Origin of the sequence: Pseudomonas sp. H26/SER47-MNA-CIBAN-0231, assembly GCF_040310465.1 — a bacterium.
Lineage (GTDB): Bacteria > Pseudomonadota > Gammaproteobacteria > Pseudomonadales > Pseudomonadaceae > Aquipseudomonas > Aquipseudomonas atacamensis.
In genome coordinates this window covers 73,841-88,067 of the sequence record NZ_JBEOPW010000019.1, presented here as the reverse complement: position 1 = coordinate 88,067, position 14,227 = coordinate 73,841, and the positions used below count along the sequence as shown (strand labels likewise).

Sequence of the window (14,227 nt, the reverse complement as noted above, 5' to 3'; positions counted from 1 at the left end):
TTAAATCTTCAGTTCTTGGGGCTGCTGAGCAGTATGAGGGTGTGCAGCGCCCGCATAGACTTTCAGCTTACGGTACATGTCGCGACCCAGTGGGTTTTTAGGCAGCATGCCTTTAACCGCGGTCTCGATCACGCGCTCAGGGGCTTTGGCGATCAGCTTTTCAAAGTTGATCGACTTGATGCCGCCCGGGAAACCGGAGTGGGAGTAGTACATTTTGTCAGTGGTTTTAGCGCCGGTAACACGGATCTGCTCGGCGTTGATGACGACGATGTAGTCGCCGGTGTCAACGTGAGGAGTGTACTCAGGCTTGTGCTTGCCACGCAGACGGCTCGCGATTTCGGTGGCCAGACGACCCAGGGTCTGACCAGCAGCGTCGACGACAAACCAGTCGCGCTTTACTGTTTCCGGTTTAGCAGTAAAAGTTTTCATTCTTTATAGCCTCAGGGGCCGCCTGTAAATAAGACGGCGGATCTTACTGAATAGTGCGTACTTTGACAAGTCAAAGGCAGCCGGATACAGACGCTTTCGGGGGCTCGGGTCGGCGCGTCCGTTCAACGGCAAGATTCTTCGGCGGCGGCGCATCACTTCCACTGCAGAAAGAGGTCGGCAATTATGCAGATTGCGAAAAATTTTTCAACCTGCTTTTATGATTGTTTTGCCCAAGGAGCACCCGATGGACTATCGCCAGCTAGGCCGTACCGACCTGAACGTGAGTGCAATCTGCCTCGGCACCATGACCTGGGGCGAGCAAAACACTGAGGCTGAAGCCTTCGCCCAGATCGAAAGGGCCAAGGAAGCCGGGATCAATTTCCTCGACACCGCCGAAATGTACCCGGTGCCGCCAAAAGCCGAAACCTACGCCACCACCGAGCGCTACCTCGGCAATTACTTCAAGAGTCGCGGTGATCGCGCCGAGTGGATCCTCGCCAGCAAGATCGCCGGCCCCGGCAACACCATCGATTACATCCGCGACAAGAACCTGCGCCATAACCGCCAGCACATCACCGAGGCGCTGGACGGCAGCCTCAAGCGCCTGCAGACCGATTACATCGATCTGTATCAACTGCACTGGCCGGAACGCAGCACCAACTTTTTCGGACAGCTGGGCTACAAGCACAAGATCGAAGCCAACCTGACGCCGCTGGAAGACACCCTCGAAGCCCTCGACGAACAGGTGAAGGCCGGCAAGATCCGCCACATCGGTCTGTCCAACGAGACGCCGTGGGGCACCATGCGCTTCCTCGCTCTGGCCGAAGCCCGTGGCTGGCCGCGTGCGGTGTCGATCCAGAACCCGTACAACCTGCTCAACCGCAGCTTCGAAGTCGGCCTGGCCGAGATCGCCATTCGCGAACAGTGCGGCCTGCTCGCCTACTCGCCACTGGCGTTCGGCTTCCTCTCCGGCAAGTACGAAGGCGGCGCCCGTCCACCGAAAGGCCGTCTGAGCCTCTACAGCCGCTTCAGCCGCTATTTCAACCCGCAATCCGAAGCGGCGTGCAGCCGTTACGTTGCACTGGCCCGCGAACACGGTCTGGATCCGGCGCAAATGGCCCTGGCCTTCGTGACCCAGCAACCCTTCGTCACCAGCAACATCATTGGCGCGACGACGCTTGAGCAACTGGACAGCAACATTGCCAGTTTTGATCTGAAACTGTCCGATGAAGTGCTGGCCGGGATTGAGGCGATTCACAAGGATCATCCGAATCCCGCGCCGTAACTGACCGCCAAAAGCTTCGCGAGCAGGCTCGCTCCCACAGTGGAACACTGTACCTGTGGGAGCGAGCCTGCTCGCGAAGAGGCCAGTCGGATTACCTCAACAGCGGAACGCGGAGCGTCCCCGGCGGCATTCCCACGCAGAGCGTGGGAACGATCATCAAAGCGACCGCGCAATAATCTCCTTCATGATTTCATTGGTGCCGGCATAAATCCGCTGCACCCGCGCATCCGCCCACGCCCGGGCCACCGGGTATTCCCACATGAAGCCGTAGCCGCCATGCAGTTGCACGCACTCGTCGAGCACTTTGCATTGCAGGTCGGTGCCCCAGTATTTGGCCATTGCCGCCGTCGGCACATCGAGTGTGCCTTGCAGATGCAGCTCCAGGCAGCGGTCGACAAAAACCCGGCCGATCTGGATCTCTGTAGCCATTTCGGCCAGTTTGAAGCGGGTGTTCTGAAAGTCGGCAATCGCCTTGCCGAACGCCTTGCGATCACGGGTGTAATCCAGCGTCCATTGCAACGCCGCTTCAGCCGAGGCCAGGCCGCCAATCGCCACGGTCAGGCGCTCTTGCGGTAACTCCTGCATCAGATAGGCAAACCCGGCCCCCGCCTGGCCGAGAAGGTTTTCCTTCGGCACGCGCACGTCCTGGAAGAACAGTTCCGAGGTGTCCTGCGCCTTCATGCCGACCTTCTCCAGGCGCTTGCCCTTCTCGAAGCCCGGCGTATTCGCCTCCACCAAAAACAGGCTGGTGCCCTTGGCACCGGCCTTCGGGTCGGTCTTGGCCACCACGATCACCAGGTCAGCCAGAAAGCCGTTGGTGATAAAGGTTTTCGAACCGTTGATCACATATTCGTCACCGTCGAGCACCGCCGTGGTTTTCACCCCTTGCAGGTCGGAACCGGCGCCAGGCTCGGTCATGGCGATCGCCGTGACCATTTCCCCCGAGACCAGTTTCGGCAGGTATTTGTGTTTCAGCGCCTCGCTGCCGTAATGCAGGATGTACGGTGCGACGATGTCCGAGTGCAGCGAAAAGCCGATGCCGGTCAGTCCCAGACGCCCGACTTCTTCAATCACCACGGTGCTGTAGAGGAAATCCGCGCCGAGCCCGCCGTACTCTTCCGGCAGATGCGAACAGAGCATCCCCGCCTCCCCCGCCTTGTTCCACAGCGCGCGATCAATGTGTCCCTGCTTCTCCCACTGCGCGTGATACGGCACGGCCTCTTTTTCGAGGAAAGTTCGCACGCTGTCGCGGAACAATTCGTGCTCGGAGCTGAACAGGGTTCTGGGGATCATGCGGCACCTTTCTTTGTTGTTGGAGGGATACGGCTCTCAGAGACTAAGCCCGACTCCTGCTATGGGACACTGGACACATCCGACAAAAAATAAGACGATCCAGCCGTCTGGTGACCACTTTCCCTTATAAAAACAAAACAAAAGTTGAATTATGTCTAAGCACGTCTCCCCGCCCTTGCGGCGCGTCAGCATCCTGGCCATCGACCGGGTTTTCGCTTACACCCTCATGCAGGCCAAGGATTTTTTCCATGTGGCCAGCCTGCGTTACGGCAAACAACTGGGCCACGGCCTGACTCCGGCGTTCGAAACTCGCCTGGTCAGCCCGGATGGCAAACCGGTAAAAAGCTTCAGCGACGTAGTGATGCCGGTCGACGGCGGCCTGGAAAACGCCGACGTGATCATCCTCCCGGCGTTCTGGGACGATTTCGACACGCTGTGCAGCCGTTACCCGCAAATCCTGCCGTGGCTGCGCGAACAGCATGCGCGCGGCGCGGTGTTATGCGGCGAAGCCACCGGGGTGTTCTGGCTCGCCGAAGCCGGGCTGCTCAACGGCAAGGAAGCGACCACCTACTGGCGCTTCTTCAATGCCTTCGCCGAGCGCTTTCCCAAGGTCTATCTGAATCAGGACAAGCACCTGACCGACGCCGACAATCTTTACTGCGCCGGCGGCACCACCTCGGCCTGCGATCTCTACATTTATCTGATCGAGCGCTTCTGCGGCGCGAACGTGGCGCAAGCCGTAGCCCGCGACATTCTCTACGAAGTGCAGCGCAGCTATTCGCCGGGACGTATCGGTTTTGGTGGGCAGAAGCTGCATCAGGACGTGATCATCCTGCAGATCCAGCAGTGGCTCGAAGAACATTTCGCCGACAAGTTCCGCTTCGAAGACGTCGCCCGCGAGCACGGCATGAGCATCCGCAACTTCATGCGCCGCTTCCAGACCGCCACCGGCGACAAACCGCTGCACTACTTGCAGCGCCTGCGCATCGAAACGGCCAAGGGCCTGCTTTCGGGCACGCGCAAGAGCATCAAGACCATCAGTTATGAGGTCGGTTACGACGATGCGAGCTTCTTCGCGCGACTGTTCCGCCAGCACACCGAGCTGTCGCCGAATCAGTATCGGCAGCAGTTTCAGCAGGCTGCGTAACCCGGCCTGATGATCGCTCCCACGCTCTGCGTGGGAATGCCGCCACTGGACGCTCTGCGTCCGGCTCGCAAGTGACGCGGAGCGTCACGGGATGCATTCCCACGCGGAGCGTGGGAACGATCAGTTACTGCGCCTTCGCGAGCAGGCTCGCTCCCACAGGGAAAAACTTCAGCGCATAAAAAGGCCTGCAATCGCAGGCCTTGTTCGTTGCCGAAACTCCGTTTAAGGCTTGTGCGCCCGCGACAGGAATTCGTGAGATTGCATCTCCAGCAGTCGGCTCAGCGTGCGCTGGAACTCGAAGGTCAGGCGTCCGCCGGTGTACAGATCCTTCAGCTCGACTTCGGCAGAAATGATCAGTTTGACGTTGCGGTCGTAGAACTCGTCAACCATGTTGATGAAGCGCCGGGCGATGTCGTCGGTGGTGACGCTCATCTGCTCGACGCCGCTGAGCAGCACGGCGTGGAAGATCTTGCCCAGTTCGATGTAGTCGTTCTGGCTGCGCGGGCCGTCGCACAGTTCGCGGAAGTCGAACCAGGCCACGTCGTCGCAGGTGCGCAGAGCGCGGATTTCGCGGTTCTCGATGATCAGCACATCGTTTTCCACCGCCGCCGTGCACTCCGGCGTCAGCGCCTTGAAGCTCTTGCGCAGGCTTTCGTGCGCGGCTTCGTCGAGCGGATAGTGGAACAGCTCGGCTTGCTCGAGGTGACGCAGACGATAATCGACACCGCTGTCGACGTTGACGATCTCGGTGTTCTGCTTGATCAGCGCGATCGCCGGGAGGAAGCGCGCGCGCTGCAGGCCATCCTTGTACAGGCCGTCCGGAACGATGTTCGACGTCGCGACGAGGGTCACGCCGTTCTTGAACAGTTCTTCCATCAGCGTGCCGAGGATCATCGCGTCGGTGATGTCGGAGACGAAGAATTCATCGAAGCAGATCACCCGCGACTCGGCCGCGAAGCGCTTGGCGATGATGGTCAGCGGGTTCTTCTCGCCGCCCAGGGTCTTCATTTCTTCGTGCACGCGCTTCATGAAGCGGTGGAAGTGTGTGCGGGTCTTTTCCTTGAACGGCAACGCTTCGAAGAAGGTGTCGACCAGGTAAGTCTTGCCGCGACCGACGCCGCCCCAGAAATACAGGCCCTTGACCGGTGCCTGATCCTTTTTGCCAAACAGCTTGCCGAGCAAACCCGGCTTGTTCTGGTCAGCGGCGATCAAGTCGTCGTACAGACGCTGCAAGTGACGCACAGCAGTTTCCTGCGCGGCGTCATGGAAGAAGTCCGGGCGTTTCAGATCAGCTTGATATCGTTCTAGGGGCGTCATAATTCGTTAGCAAGGCAACAAAAACGGGCCGTCACTGTAGCGACGGCCTGTGGGAATGGCAATCGGCCCTTGGTCGGGTCGTGCCGCCGATCAGTCTTGAGCTGGAGTCAGTGCGACGCGCAACGCCTCGATGGCGGCGTCTCGCGCGGCAGCGTCGGCGAAGGCCGGGCTGTCGCCGACGCACTCACCGGCCAGCCAGACGCTGAAGCTCAATTCTTCAGTACGCACGTCCAGCGGCTCGCCGGACTGCAACTGTTTGGTCACCTGGCCGGCAGTTTTGCCGTCGGCGAAGTTGCGCGACAGCAGCAATTGCTCGCCATCGGCCGCCAGCAGACGGAATCGGAAGCTGCCGTCGTCCTCGCGGAAGCTGACGAAACGCGCGGTTTTCGCGGCTTTTTTCTTGGTAGTCGCGGCGACCTGAACCTGATTGACGAAGGAACGCAGGCCAACGGCTTCGCGCAATTCGTTGAGGAACGGCGTGGCCACGGCGCGGGCCTTCTTCGCACCGATCTGCAGGATGTCTTCCAGGTCCGCAGGACGCTCGATCAACTGGTGATACTTCTCGCGCGCTTCGCCGAGATCGTTGTCGAGCAACTGGAACAGGCGATTCTTCGCCTCACCCCAGCCCAGACCACCGAGCAGCTCACCGCGGAATTCATCGGCCTGCGCCGGTGTGGCGAAGGCCTGGAACAGAGTGAACAGGTGCGAATTATCGGGATCTTTCGCTTCGCCCGGCGCCTTGGAGTCGGTGACGATCCGCGAGATCGCGTCCTTCATTTCCTTGGCGCTGGAGAACAGCGGAATGGTGTTGTCGTAGCTCTTCGACATCTTGCGACCGTCGAGGCCCGGCAAGGTGGCCACACTTTCTTCGATCAGCGCTTCGGGCATGGTGAAGAACTCTCTGCCCTGGCCGAACAGATGGTTGAAACGCTGACCGATATCACGGGCCATTTCCACGTGCTGAATCTGATCGCGACCGACCGGCACCTTGTGCGCGTTGAACATCAGAATGTCCGCGGCCATCAGCACCGGATAGCTGTACAGGCCCATGGTGATGCCGGCATCCGGGTCTTCACCGGTTTCAACGTTCTTGTCCACCGAGGCCTTGTACGCGTGCGCACGGTTGAGCAGGCCCTTGGCGGCGACGCAAGTCAGCAGCCAGGTCAGCTCGGGGATTTCTGGGATGTCGGACTGGCGGTAGAAGGTCACGCGATCAACGTCCAGACCACCGGCCAGCCAGGTCGCGGCGATTTCCAGACGCGAGCGCTGGATGCGCAGCGGGTCATCGCATTTGATCAGGGCGTGGTAGTCGGCCAAGAAATAGAACGAATCGGCCTGGCTGTCGCGGCTGGCGAGGATTGCCGGGCGAATCGCGCCGGCGTAGTTGCCCAGGTGCGGCGTGCCGGTGGTGGTGATGCCGGTGAGAATGCGGGTACGGTTGGTCATGGGTAATCGCTTGTCAGACTGCAATCAATTCGAGAGACGCGGCAGCAGCAGATCCTTGAGATCGGTCAGCTTGCCGTGAAAAAAGTGTCCGCATTCTGCCACTTTCAGCAGCTCATGGGGGCGCTGGAGTTGTTCCGACCACTGGTAGACCAGTTGCGGATCGATGACTTCATCGGTTTCCGGCTGGATCACGGTCAACCCGCCGTGCTGCGGCAGTTGATCCTGCTCGCCCAGACGCATCACCGCCGGGGCAACCATGAACAGGTGTGCAAGCTGCACGCCTTGGGCTTCGAGACGGCCGCCGAGACTTGCTGCAACAAATCCGCCGAAGGAGAAACCGAACAGGGTCAGCGGCAGATCCGGGTGCTTTTCGCGCAGCCATGTGGCGGCGGCCTGGGCGTCGTCGACTTCGCCGGTGCCCATGTCGTGCGTGCCCTGGCTGGCGCCGACGCCGCGATAGTTGAAACGCAAGGTGATCAGGCCTGCGTCGCGCGCGGTGCGCTGCAGGGTCGAGACGACCTTGTTGAGCATGGTGCCGCCCTGCACCGGGTTCGGATGGCAGATCAGCGCGATGCCGCGCGGCTGCTCGTTATCCAGATACAAAGCCTCAATTTGGCCGACAGGGCCGTCAATCACTACAGGGGTTTCACGCATCAGCAAGGGAGGAACTCCGTGACCTCGAATCGGGTCGACTCGTCTAGCAAATTGTCTGTGCCAATCTATTGCGAGTGAATCGCGGTATACAGCGCAGGTTCGAGCCGTTAACGTAAAGCAAAGCCGTTTATAGAGGAAGGACTCGTGGAACACTCGCTCTTAGTTTGGTTGTTACCGACTCTTGCCCTGGTTGTGGGTGTCGCCATTGGATTCCTGATCGCGCGCGTTGCGCCGAACGCCGCACCGAGCCGCACGCAGCGTCAACTGGATGATATCCAGGAGCGCTTCGACAGTTATCAAAACGAGGTGGTCACCCACTTCAACAGCACCGCGATGCTGGTCAAGAAGCTGACCCAGAGCTATCAGGAAGTGCAGGACCACCTCGCCGAGGGCGCCAATCGTCTGGCCCTGGACGAGCAGACCCGCCAGCGCCTGATCGCCGCCCTGCACGCCGACGCAGCGCAGGCACCACGTGAACGCCTGACGCCACCGCGCGATCAGGAACCACCGCGTGACTATGCACCGAAATCGCCAAATTCCCCTGGCATGCTCGATGAGCATTATGGTTTGAAGAAGTAAGCAGTCTTCGCTGCGAACAAAAAGCCCCCGGACAGTGATGTGTCCGGGGGCTTTTTTGTATCTGCAATCTTCGCTGCCCTCGCCGGCCTCTTCGCGAGCAGGCTCGCTCCCACAGGGGGAATGCATTTCAAATGTGGGAGCGAGCCTGCTCGCGAAAGGGTCCGCACCGATGAAACAAAAAAATGCCCGATCACAGGACCGGGCATTTCTTCATTCGGGCAATCGCTTATGGATACTGCTGCACCGTACCCGGCTGTTGCTGCTGACCACCGTACTGCTGACCCGGAATAGCCTTCAGATTGACTTCGACCCGGCGGTTCTGTGCGCGGCCATTGGCGTCACCATTGCTGGCAATCGGGTTATCCGGGCCGGCGCCACGGGCCGACAGGTTGGCACCGCTGACACCTTGAGAGGTCAGGTAGGTCGCCACGCTCTGCGCACGACGTTGGGACAGGTCCATGTTGTGCTGGCGGCTGCCGGTGCTGTCGGTGTAGCCGACGATTTCGATCTGGTTCTGGTTGAACTCTTTTAGCGAGTTGGCCAGGTTGTTCAGCGGTTGATAGAAGCTGGAAGCGATGTTCGCCGAATCGGTGGCGAAGGTGATGTTGCCCGGCATGATCAGCTTGATCTGATCGCCCTGACGCTGCACTTCAACGCCAGTGTTGGCCATGCTCGCGCGCAGTTTCTTTTCCTGCTGGTCGGCGTAGTAGCCGTAGCCTGCTGCGGAAGCACCGACCACGGCAGCGCCGATCAAGGCGCCCTTGCCACGGTTGTCGTGGCCGATGGCGGCACCGGCGAGTGCACCGGCCAGCGCACCGAGGCCACCGTATTTGGCGGTTTTGCTCATGCCTTGCGAGCCACCGTCGGCCTGACCCTGATTGTCATACGGATTGGGCGAGGCGCAGCCGGACAGCACGGCCACGGCAGTAGCGACAATAATCAAACGACGCGTGGTGAACATGGAGAGCTCCTGGTCTTTTTGCATTCTGTGGTGCAGCGGCCACTGATCAATCAATGGACCTGCGCGGGCGTTGGATCATGACAATGCGCAAAAATTCCGCCGCACACCCGTGACAAAAAATTCAGGCACGCACAAACGGGTTCTCGCGCATCTCATCACCCAGACGCGTATCCGGACCGTGCCCGGTGATAACCGTTGCGTCCTCGTCCAGCGTATACAGCCTCTGCTTGATTGAACGCACGATGGTCGCCTGATCGCCACCCCACAAATCCGTGCGCCCTACCCCGCGACGAAACAGCGTGTCGCCGGCTATCAACAGCTTAGCCTCGAAAAACCAGAAGCTCATGGAACCGGGTGTATGTCCCGGCGTGTGCAGGGCCACGCCGCAACCGCAGGCGAGTTCTTCGTCATCGCTCAGCCAACGATCCGGCGACGGCACCGGGGTGTACGGCACGCCGAACATCTGGCATTGCATTTCAAGGTTGTCCCAGAGGAACTGGTCTTCCTTGTGCAGATGCAGGGTCGCACCGGTTTTCTCCTTCATCTGCCCTGAAGCGAGAAAGTGATCGAGATGCGCGTGGGTATGGATGATGCTGACGACTTTCAGGCCATGGGCGTCGAGGCGCGCCATGATCAGATCAGGGTTGCCGCCGGGATCGACGACGATGGCTTTTTTTGTGAGCGGGTCGCCGATGATGGTGCAGTTGCACTGCAATGGGCCGACGGGGAAGGTTTCGCGGATAAGTGCAGGGCTGGGCGTGGTCATGGAAAAATCCTGGACAGGGTCAACGCCGTTGGCAACGGCCGATGGCGAATTTTACCGTCGCTAGAGCAATAACCCCAACGCCTTCGCCCGCGCCACTGCCTGCGTACGCCGCTCAACCCCGAGCTTGCTGTTGATATGGCTGGCATGGGTTTTCACGGTGTGCAGGGAAATGAACAACTGCTCGCTGATTTCCTGATTGGAACAGCCTTGAGCGATCAGGCGCAGCACCGCCAATTCCCGGCTGCTGAGTTGTTCGGTAGTTGAGTTTTCTACGCTCGGTCGCGGCGCAGCTGTTGGAAAATGCGTGAGCAATTGCTGGCTCACCGCGTTGCAAGTGAGCGTCTGCAGTTGTCCGCGCATCCAGTCGGTTTGGTTTTTCAGCAGCGCATCGAAGGGTTGGAAGACGCCGCCGGCGGCAGCTTCCAGCGCCAGATTCAAGGTTTTGCGCGCCTCGGGCTCGCGTCCACTCGACAGCAACAGCGCCACCTTCTGCGTCAACGCCATCACACTGAGCAACTGGCGTCCGGTCCGCTGGCCGTTTTCATGCAACACGTTTAACCGCCCTTCGGCGAGCATCGGCTGCCCCTGAATCACATCGAGCAGCGCCTGTTGCAGCTCCACATGCAACGGCAGTTGCGGATGGAATTCCGGCGGTGCCGCAGCGTTTTCGCCGGTGTAGGTCTGGCCCAATCGTGCAAGCCACGCCTCGGCAAGATCAATCCGGCCCTGAGCCAGCCACAGCTCGCATTTGACCAGAGTGATCATCGCCAGATAGTAAATCGGCGGTACGTCCCAGATGTGCATCAGGCGTTCGGCCTCGGCGAGTTCGGCGAAGGCCTTGGCGAACTCGCCGCTGGCGCCGTCGAGGCGGGCAATCACGCAGTGGCCGATCAGCACGCTGATGTCGCGACAGGCGCGCGCTTCGCCAATGCCGGCCAGCAGGCGTACGCGTGCAGCCTGCGGCTGCAAACGCATCGCCAGCAGGAAACCTTCGTACAACGTCAGCCGTGCGCGCACGGCGTACAGTCGTTGCGGCGACAGACCGCGCAAGCGTTCCAGGCCCTGATGCACTTCATCCAGCGCACGCAGAATCTCGCCCCGTGATTGCAGAACCCGCGCCCTGTCGTAGTGCGCCAGTGCTTCGAATAATGGATTGCCGACCCGCTGTGCCAGCTCGAGGGATTCACGGTTCAGGCCACGGGCGCGCCACAGATCGCCGTCCGCGATCGCCAGATTGGACAAGGTCGACAGGCACATCAGCCGCTGGCCATAACGCTTGGCCGGCAGGCTCTCCAGCGCTTCACTGCAATAGCGCAGGGTCAGTTCGCGATGGCCGCGTCCGCGAGCGATGATCCCGCTCAGCGCCAGCCATTGCGCCAGCATGGATTTCTGCGCAGTGGCCGAAGGCGCCGGCAGGAAACGGCTCAAATGGCTTGCCAGCTCTTCAGCGGCATCGAGCTGACAGGCCAGCCCCAGCGCCCAGCTGTAGAGCACGATCAGCCGAGGCGTGCTGATCAGCAGACTGTCGGGCAAGTCCATTTTCCAGCGCAGCAGCATGCCGACGTTCTGCTCAGCGAGCAGTTGCTCTTCGGAGAGGTTCTGTACCAGATTTGCCGCGACATCGAGATGCCCGGCACGCAACGCCTGCTCCACCGCTTCGTCGAGCAAGCCCTGTGCGTTGAACCAGCGGCAGGCGCGCAAATGCAGGGTAGCGTTGGGCACCATCGCCTGGGCGATTGGCCGGCTGCGCAACAAGTCAGAAAACAAATGGTGATAGCGGTACCAGTGACCGTGCTCGTCCAGCGGCACCAGAAACACTTGGTGAGCGAGGAGAAAGCGCAGGATCTCGGCGCTGTCATGGGCTTCGCGGACGGCGTCGCACAGCTCGCTGCAAAAGCGCTCCTGCGGAGCTGTTTCGTAGAGAAACGATTGCACTTCGGCCGGCAGGCAATCGATGACTTCTTCGAGCAGATAATCGCGGATCAACCCTTCGCCGCCGTTCAATGCTTGCGGCAGCGCGGCATCATTGCCCGCCTCGGCCACCGCCAGCAGCCAGAAGCGCAGGCCGGCGACCCAGCCTTCGCTGCGCTGGATCAGGCTTTCCAGTGCTTCGCCGCGCAGTGAGCTGCTGTGGCGGTCGAGCAAGGTCAGGGCTTCGTCGTGGGTCAGGCGCAAATCCTGTTCGTGCAGCTCGAGCAACTGCCGCGACAGGCGCAGACGCGCCAGATGCCAGTCCGGGCGCTGACGGCTGGTGACCATCACCAGCAAGCCATCGGGCAGATGATTGAGGAAAAATTGCAGGCAACGATCCAGCACCGGCCCTTGGGCGAGGTGGTAGTCGTCGAGCACCAGCAGCAGCGGTGCAGCAGGATCGAGATGCAGCGCCAGCTCATCGAGCAGACCGTCGAGCCATTCTTCGAAAGCAAACGGCTGATGGCGCTGACGCATTTTCAACAGGCCGAGGGCACCAGCGCCCAACGCAGGAAAATAGTCCTGCAGACCTTCGAGCAAGCGCTCAAGAAAACGTCCGGGATCGCTGTCCCGTGGGCTCAAGCCCAGCCAGAGACTTTGCCAGTGCGCCGGCAGGCTCTGACAGAACTCCACCGCCAGCGAGCTTTTGCCGAACCCGGCCGGGGCGCTGACCAGCAGCAACCGACCTCCGAGCCCGGCCTGCAGACGCTGGCAAAGGCGCGGCCGCAAGACATAGCCGTCAGGCAGCGGTGGGCGAAAAAAACGCCCGTCCAGTGCTGCGACGGTGATGCTTGCGGGACCCGGAAGTGGGGACAGATCAGTCATGGCCGGCTCTTGTTCGAAGGCGATTGGCGGCGTTGCAGATGTCCGCAGCCTAGCCTTAAACGAAGAGGTAATGAAGGTCACTGCTACAAATGGCTACAAAAAGGCTACAGACACAAAAACGCCCCGAACCGGTCGGGGCGTTTTCACGAGGATGCGGCCTCGGGTTTACGCAGGTTTAGCGAACACCATCCTGACGCAGGGCGGCCGGAGTGAAGTCGCTGGTGGTGGCGGTGAAGCCGAAGTCATACGCCTGCTTCTCTTCGTTCTTCATGCCCAGTGCCAGATAACGGCCGGACTGCAGGTCGTAGAGGGTTTCGAGGGCGTACCACGGCACTTGCTTGTCGTAGTAGTTCTCGGCATGTGCCTCGGCTACACGCCACAGTTGGCCACGACCGTCATAGTGGTCGATGACCGCTGCCTGCCAGGTGTCCTCGTCGATGTAGAAGTCACGCTTGGCGTAGATGTGGCGCTGGCCTTCCTTCAGGGTCGCGACCACGTGCCAGACGCGGCGCAGCTCGTAGCGAGCCAGGTCCTGGTTGATGTGACCGGCCTTGATGATGTCCGAGTACTTCAGTTTCGGATCGTCGAGCTTGTAGCTGTCGGAGGCGATGTACATCTCTTTCTTGCCTTCGAGCTTCCAGTCGTAACGATCCGGCGCACCGTTGTACATGTCGAGGTTGTCGGAGGTACGCAGGCCGTCGGCGGCAGTACCCGGGCCGTCATACGACACTTGCGGTGCACGGCGCACACGACGCTGACCGGCGTTGTAGACCCACGCCGAACGCGGCTCCTTGACCTGATCGAGCGTCTCGTGCACCAGCAATACGCCACCGGCCAGACGCGCCGGCGCAGTCACTTTCTGCTTGAAGTAGAACAGGATGTTGCCCGGGTTCGCCGGATCGTAGTCCTTCATCTTGTCGCGGAATACGAACTGATCCTGGAAGTACACCAGGCTGTACGAGCCGTTCGGTTGTGGCGTGGCCTGGGTCACCAGACGGGTCACGCTGCCGCCGCGATAGCGGGTGATGTGGTTCCAGATCACTTCCACACCGGTTTTCGGGATCGGGAACGGCACGGCGGTATCGAAGTTTTCCAGACCGTTGCCGCCGGACACCAGGTTGGTGCTGGTGGCGTTCTTCTTGATCGCGGCGAACACGTCATCCGGCACGGTGGCGCCGCGATGGGACGGATAGACCGGCATCTTGAAGGTTTCCGGGTAGCGCTTGAACATCGCGTACTGGCCCGGGGCAAGCTTGTCCTTGTACTTGTCGACATCCTTGGCAGTGATGGTGAACAGCGGTTGCTCACTGGCGTAAGGGTTGGACAGGAAGCCTTTGCTGTCGACGCTGCCGGCATTCTTCGGCAGCGGTTTCCAGGCCGGGATCGAACCGTCAGCATTACCGGCCATTTCCGCGCCCATCGGCGTCAGGCTCTTGCCCAGTTTATCCGCTTCGGCAGCAGGCACCGCCGCCATGACACTGGTCGCCAGCAGCGACAGGCCCAGAACACCGGCGTGGAACAGACTCTTTGTTATTTTCATAAATTCGTTCGTCC

General features: G+C 60.5%; 12 protein-coding genes. 3 read left to right on the top strand and 9 right to left on the bottom strand.

Features of this window, described 5'->3' with window-relative positions:
* Positions 1–429, bottom strand: coding sequence for a 50S ribosomal protein L13 (rplM, locus tag AAEZ10_RS23160; protein WP_003228062.1), 429 nt, complete (start codon positions 427–429; stop codon positions 1–3).
* A 244-nt stretch (positions 430–673) separates the two neighbouring features.
* Between rplM and AAEZ10_RS23155 the strand changes: the two genes are divergently transcribed.
* Positions 674–1,714, top strand: coding sequence for an NADP(H)-dependent aldo-keto reductase (locus tag AAEZ10_RS23155; RefSeq protein WP_273526183.1), 1,041 nt, complete (start codon positions 674–676; stop codon positions 1,712–1,714).
* 156 nt (positions 1,715–1,870) lie between these two features.
* Here AAEZ10_RS23155 and AAEZ10_RS23150 read toward each other — a convergent pair whose 3' ends face one another.
* Entirely contained in the window at positions 1,871–3,007 is a 1,137-nt protein-coding gene (locus AAEZ10_RS23150) for an acyl-CoA dehydrogenase family protein (protein WP_122706655.1), read from the bottom strand.
* 250 nt (positions 3,008–3,257) lie between these two features.
* On the opposite strand from AAEZ10_RS23150, the gene AAEZ10_RS23145 reads away from it, so the two are divergent.
* Positions 3,258–4,154 carry a GlxA family transcriptional regulator gene (locus AAEZ10_RS23145; RefSeq protein WP_162999820.1) on the top strand — a complete coding sequence of 299 codons (897 nt, stop codon included), beginning with the start codon at positions 3,258–3,260 and terminating at the stop codon, positions 4,152–4,154.
* Between the two features lie 222 nt (positions 4,155–4,376).
* Here AAEZ10_RS23145 and zapE read toward each other — a convergent pair whose 3' ends face one another.
* From zapE to AAEZ10_RS23130, 3 genes are all read right to left on the bottom strand, one after another.
* Positions 4,377–5,471, bottom strand: a complete 1,095-nt coding sequence (zapE, locus tag AAEZ10_RS23140; RefSeq protein ID WP_016773254.1) for a cell division protein ZapE — start codon at positions 5,469–5,471, stop codon at positions 4,377–4,379.
* Positions 5,472–5,561: 90 nt separating this feature from the next.
* Positions 5,562–6,917 (bottom strand): tryptophan--tRNA ligase, encoded by a 1,356-nt coding sequence (locus AAEZ10_RS23135; protein WP_350571152.1) that lies wholly within the window; start codon positions 6,915–6,917, stop codon positions 5,562–5,564.
* A gap of 24 nt (positions 6,918–6,941) precedes the next feature.
* Positions 6,942–7,571, bottom strand: coding sequence for an alpha/beta hydrolase (locus tag AAEZ10_RS23130; protein ID WP_051600784.1), 630 nt, complete (start codon positions 7,569–7,571; stop codon positions 6,942–6,944).
* Positions 7,572–7,715: 144 nt separating this feature from the next.
* Between AAEZ10_RS23130 and AAEZ10_RS23125 the strand changes: the two genes are divergently transcribed.
* Positions 7,716–8,150 (top strand): Z-ring associated ZapG family protein, encoded by a 435-nt coding sequence (locus tag AAEZ10_RS23125; protein ID WP_016773251.1) that lies wholly within the window; start codon positions 7,716–7,718, stop codon positions 8,148–8,150.
* Positions 8,151–8,376: 226 nt separating this feature from the next.
* Here AAEZ10_RS23125 and AAEZ10_RS23120 read toward each other — a convergent pair whose 3' ends face one another.
* From AAEZ10_RS23120 to AAEZ10_RS23105, 4 genes are all read right to left on the bottom strand, one after another.
* Entirely contained in the window at positions 8,377–9,111 is a 735-nt protein-coding gene (locus AAEZ10_RS23120) for a YiaD family glycine zipper/OmpA-like lipoprotein (protein ID WP_071173556.1), read from the bottom strand.
* Between the two features lie 121 nt (positions 9,112–9,232).
* Entirely contained in the window at positions 9,233–9,877 is a 645-nt protein-coding gene (locus AAEZ10_RS23115) for an MBL fold metallo-hydrolase (protein ID WP_350571149.1), read from the bottom strand.
* A gap of 60 nt (positions 9,878–9,937) precedes the next feature.
* On the bottom strand, positions 9,938–12,673 hold the full coding sequence (locus tag AAEZ10_RS23110; protein WP_151551831.1) for a winged helix-turn-helix domain-containing protein: 2,736 nt from the start codon (positions 12,671–12,673) through the stop codon (positions 9,938–9,940).
* A gap of 175 nt (positions 12,674–12,848) precedes the next feature.
* On the bottom strand, positions 12,849–14,213 hold the full coding sequence (locus AAEZ10_RS23105) for a DUF1329 domain-containing protein (protein WP_024014265.1): 1,365 nt from the start codon (positions 14,211–14,213) through the stop codon (positions 12,849–12,851).
* Between the last annotated feature and the right edge of the window lie 14 nt (positions 14,214–14,227).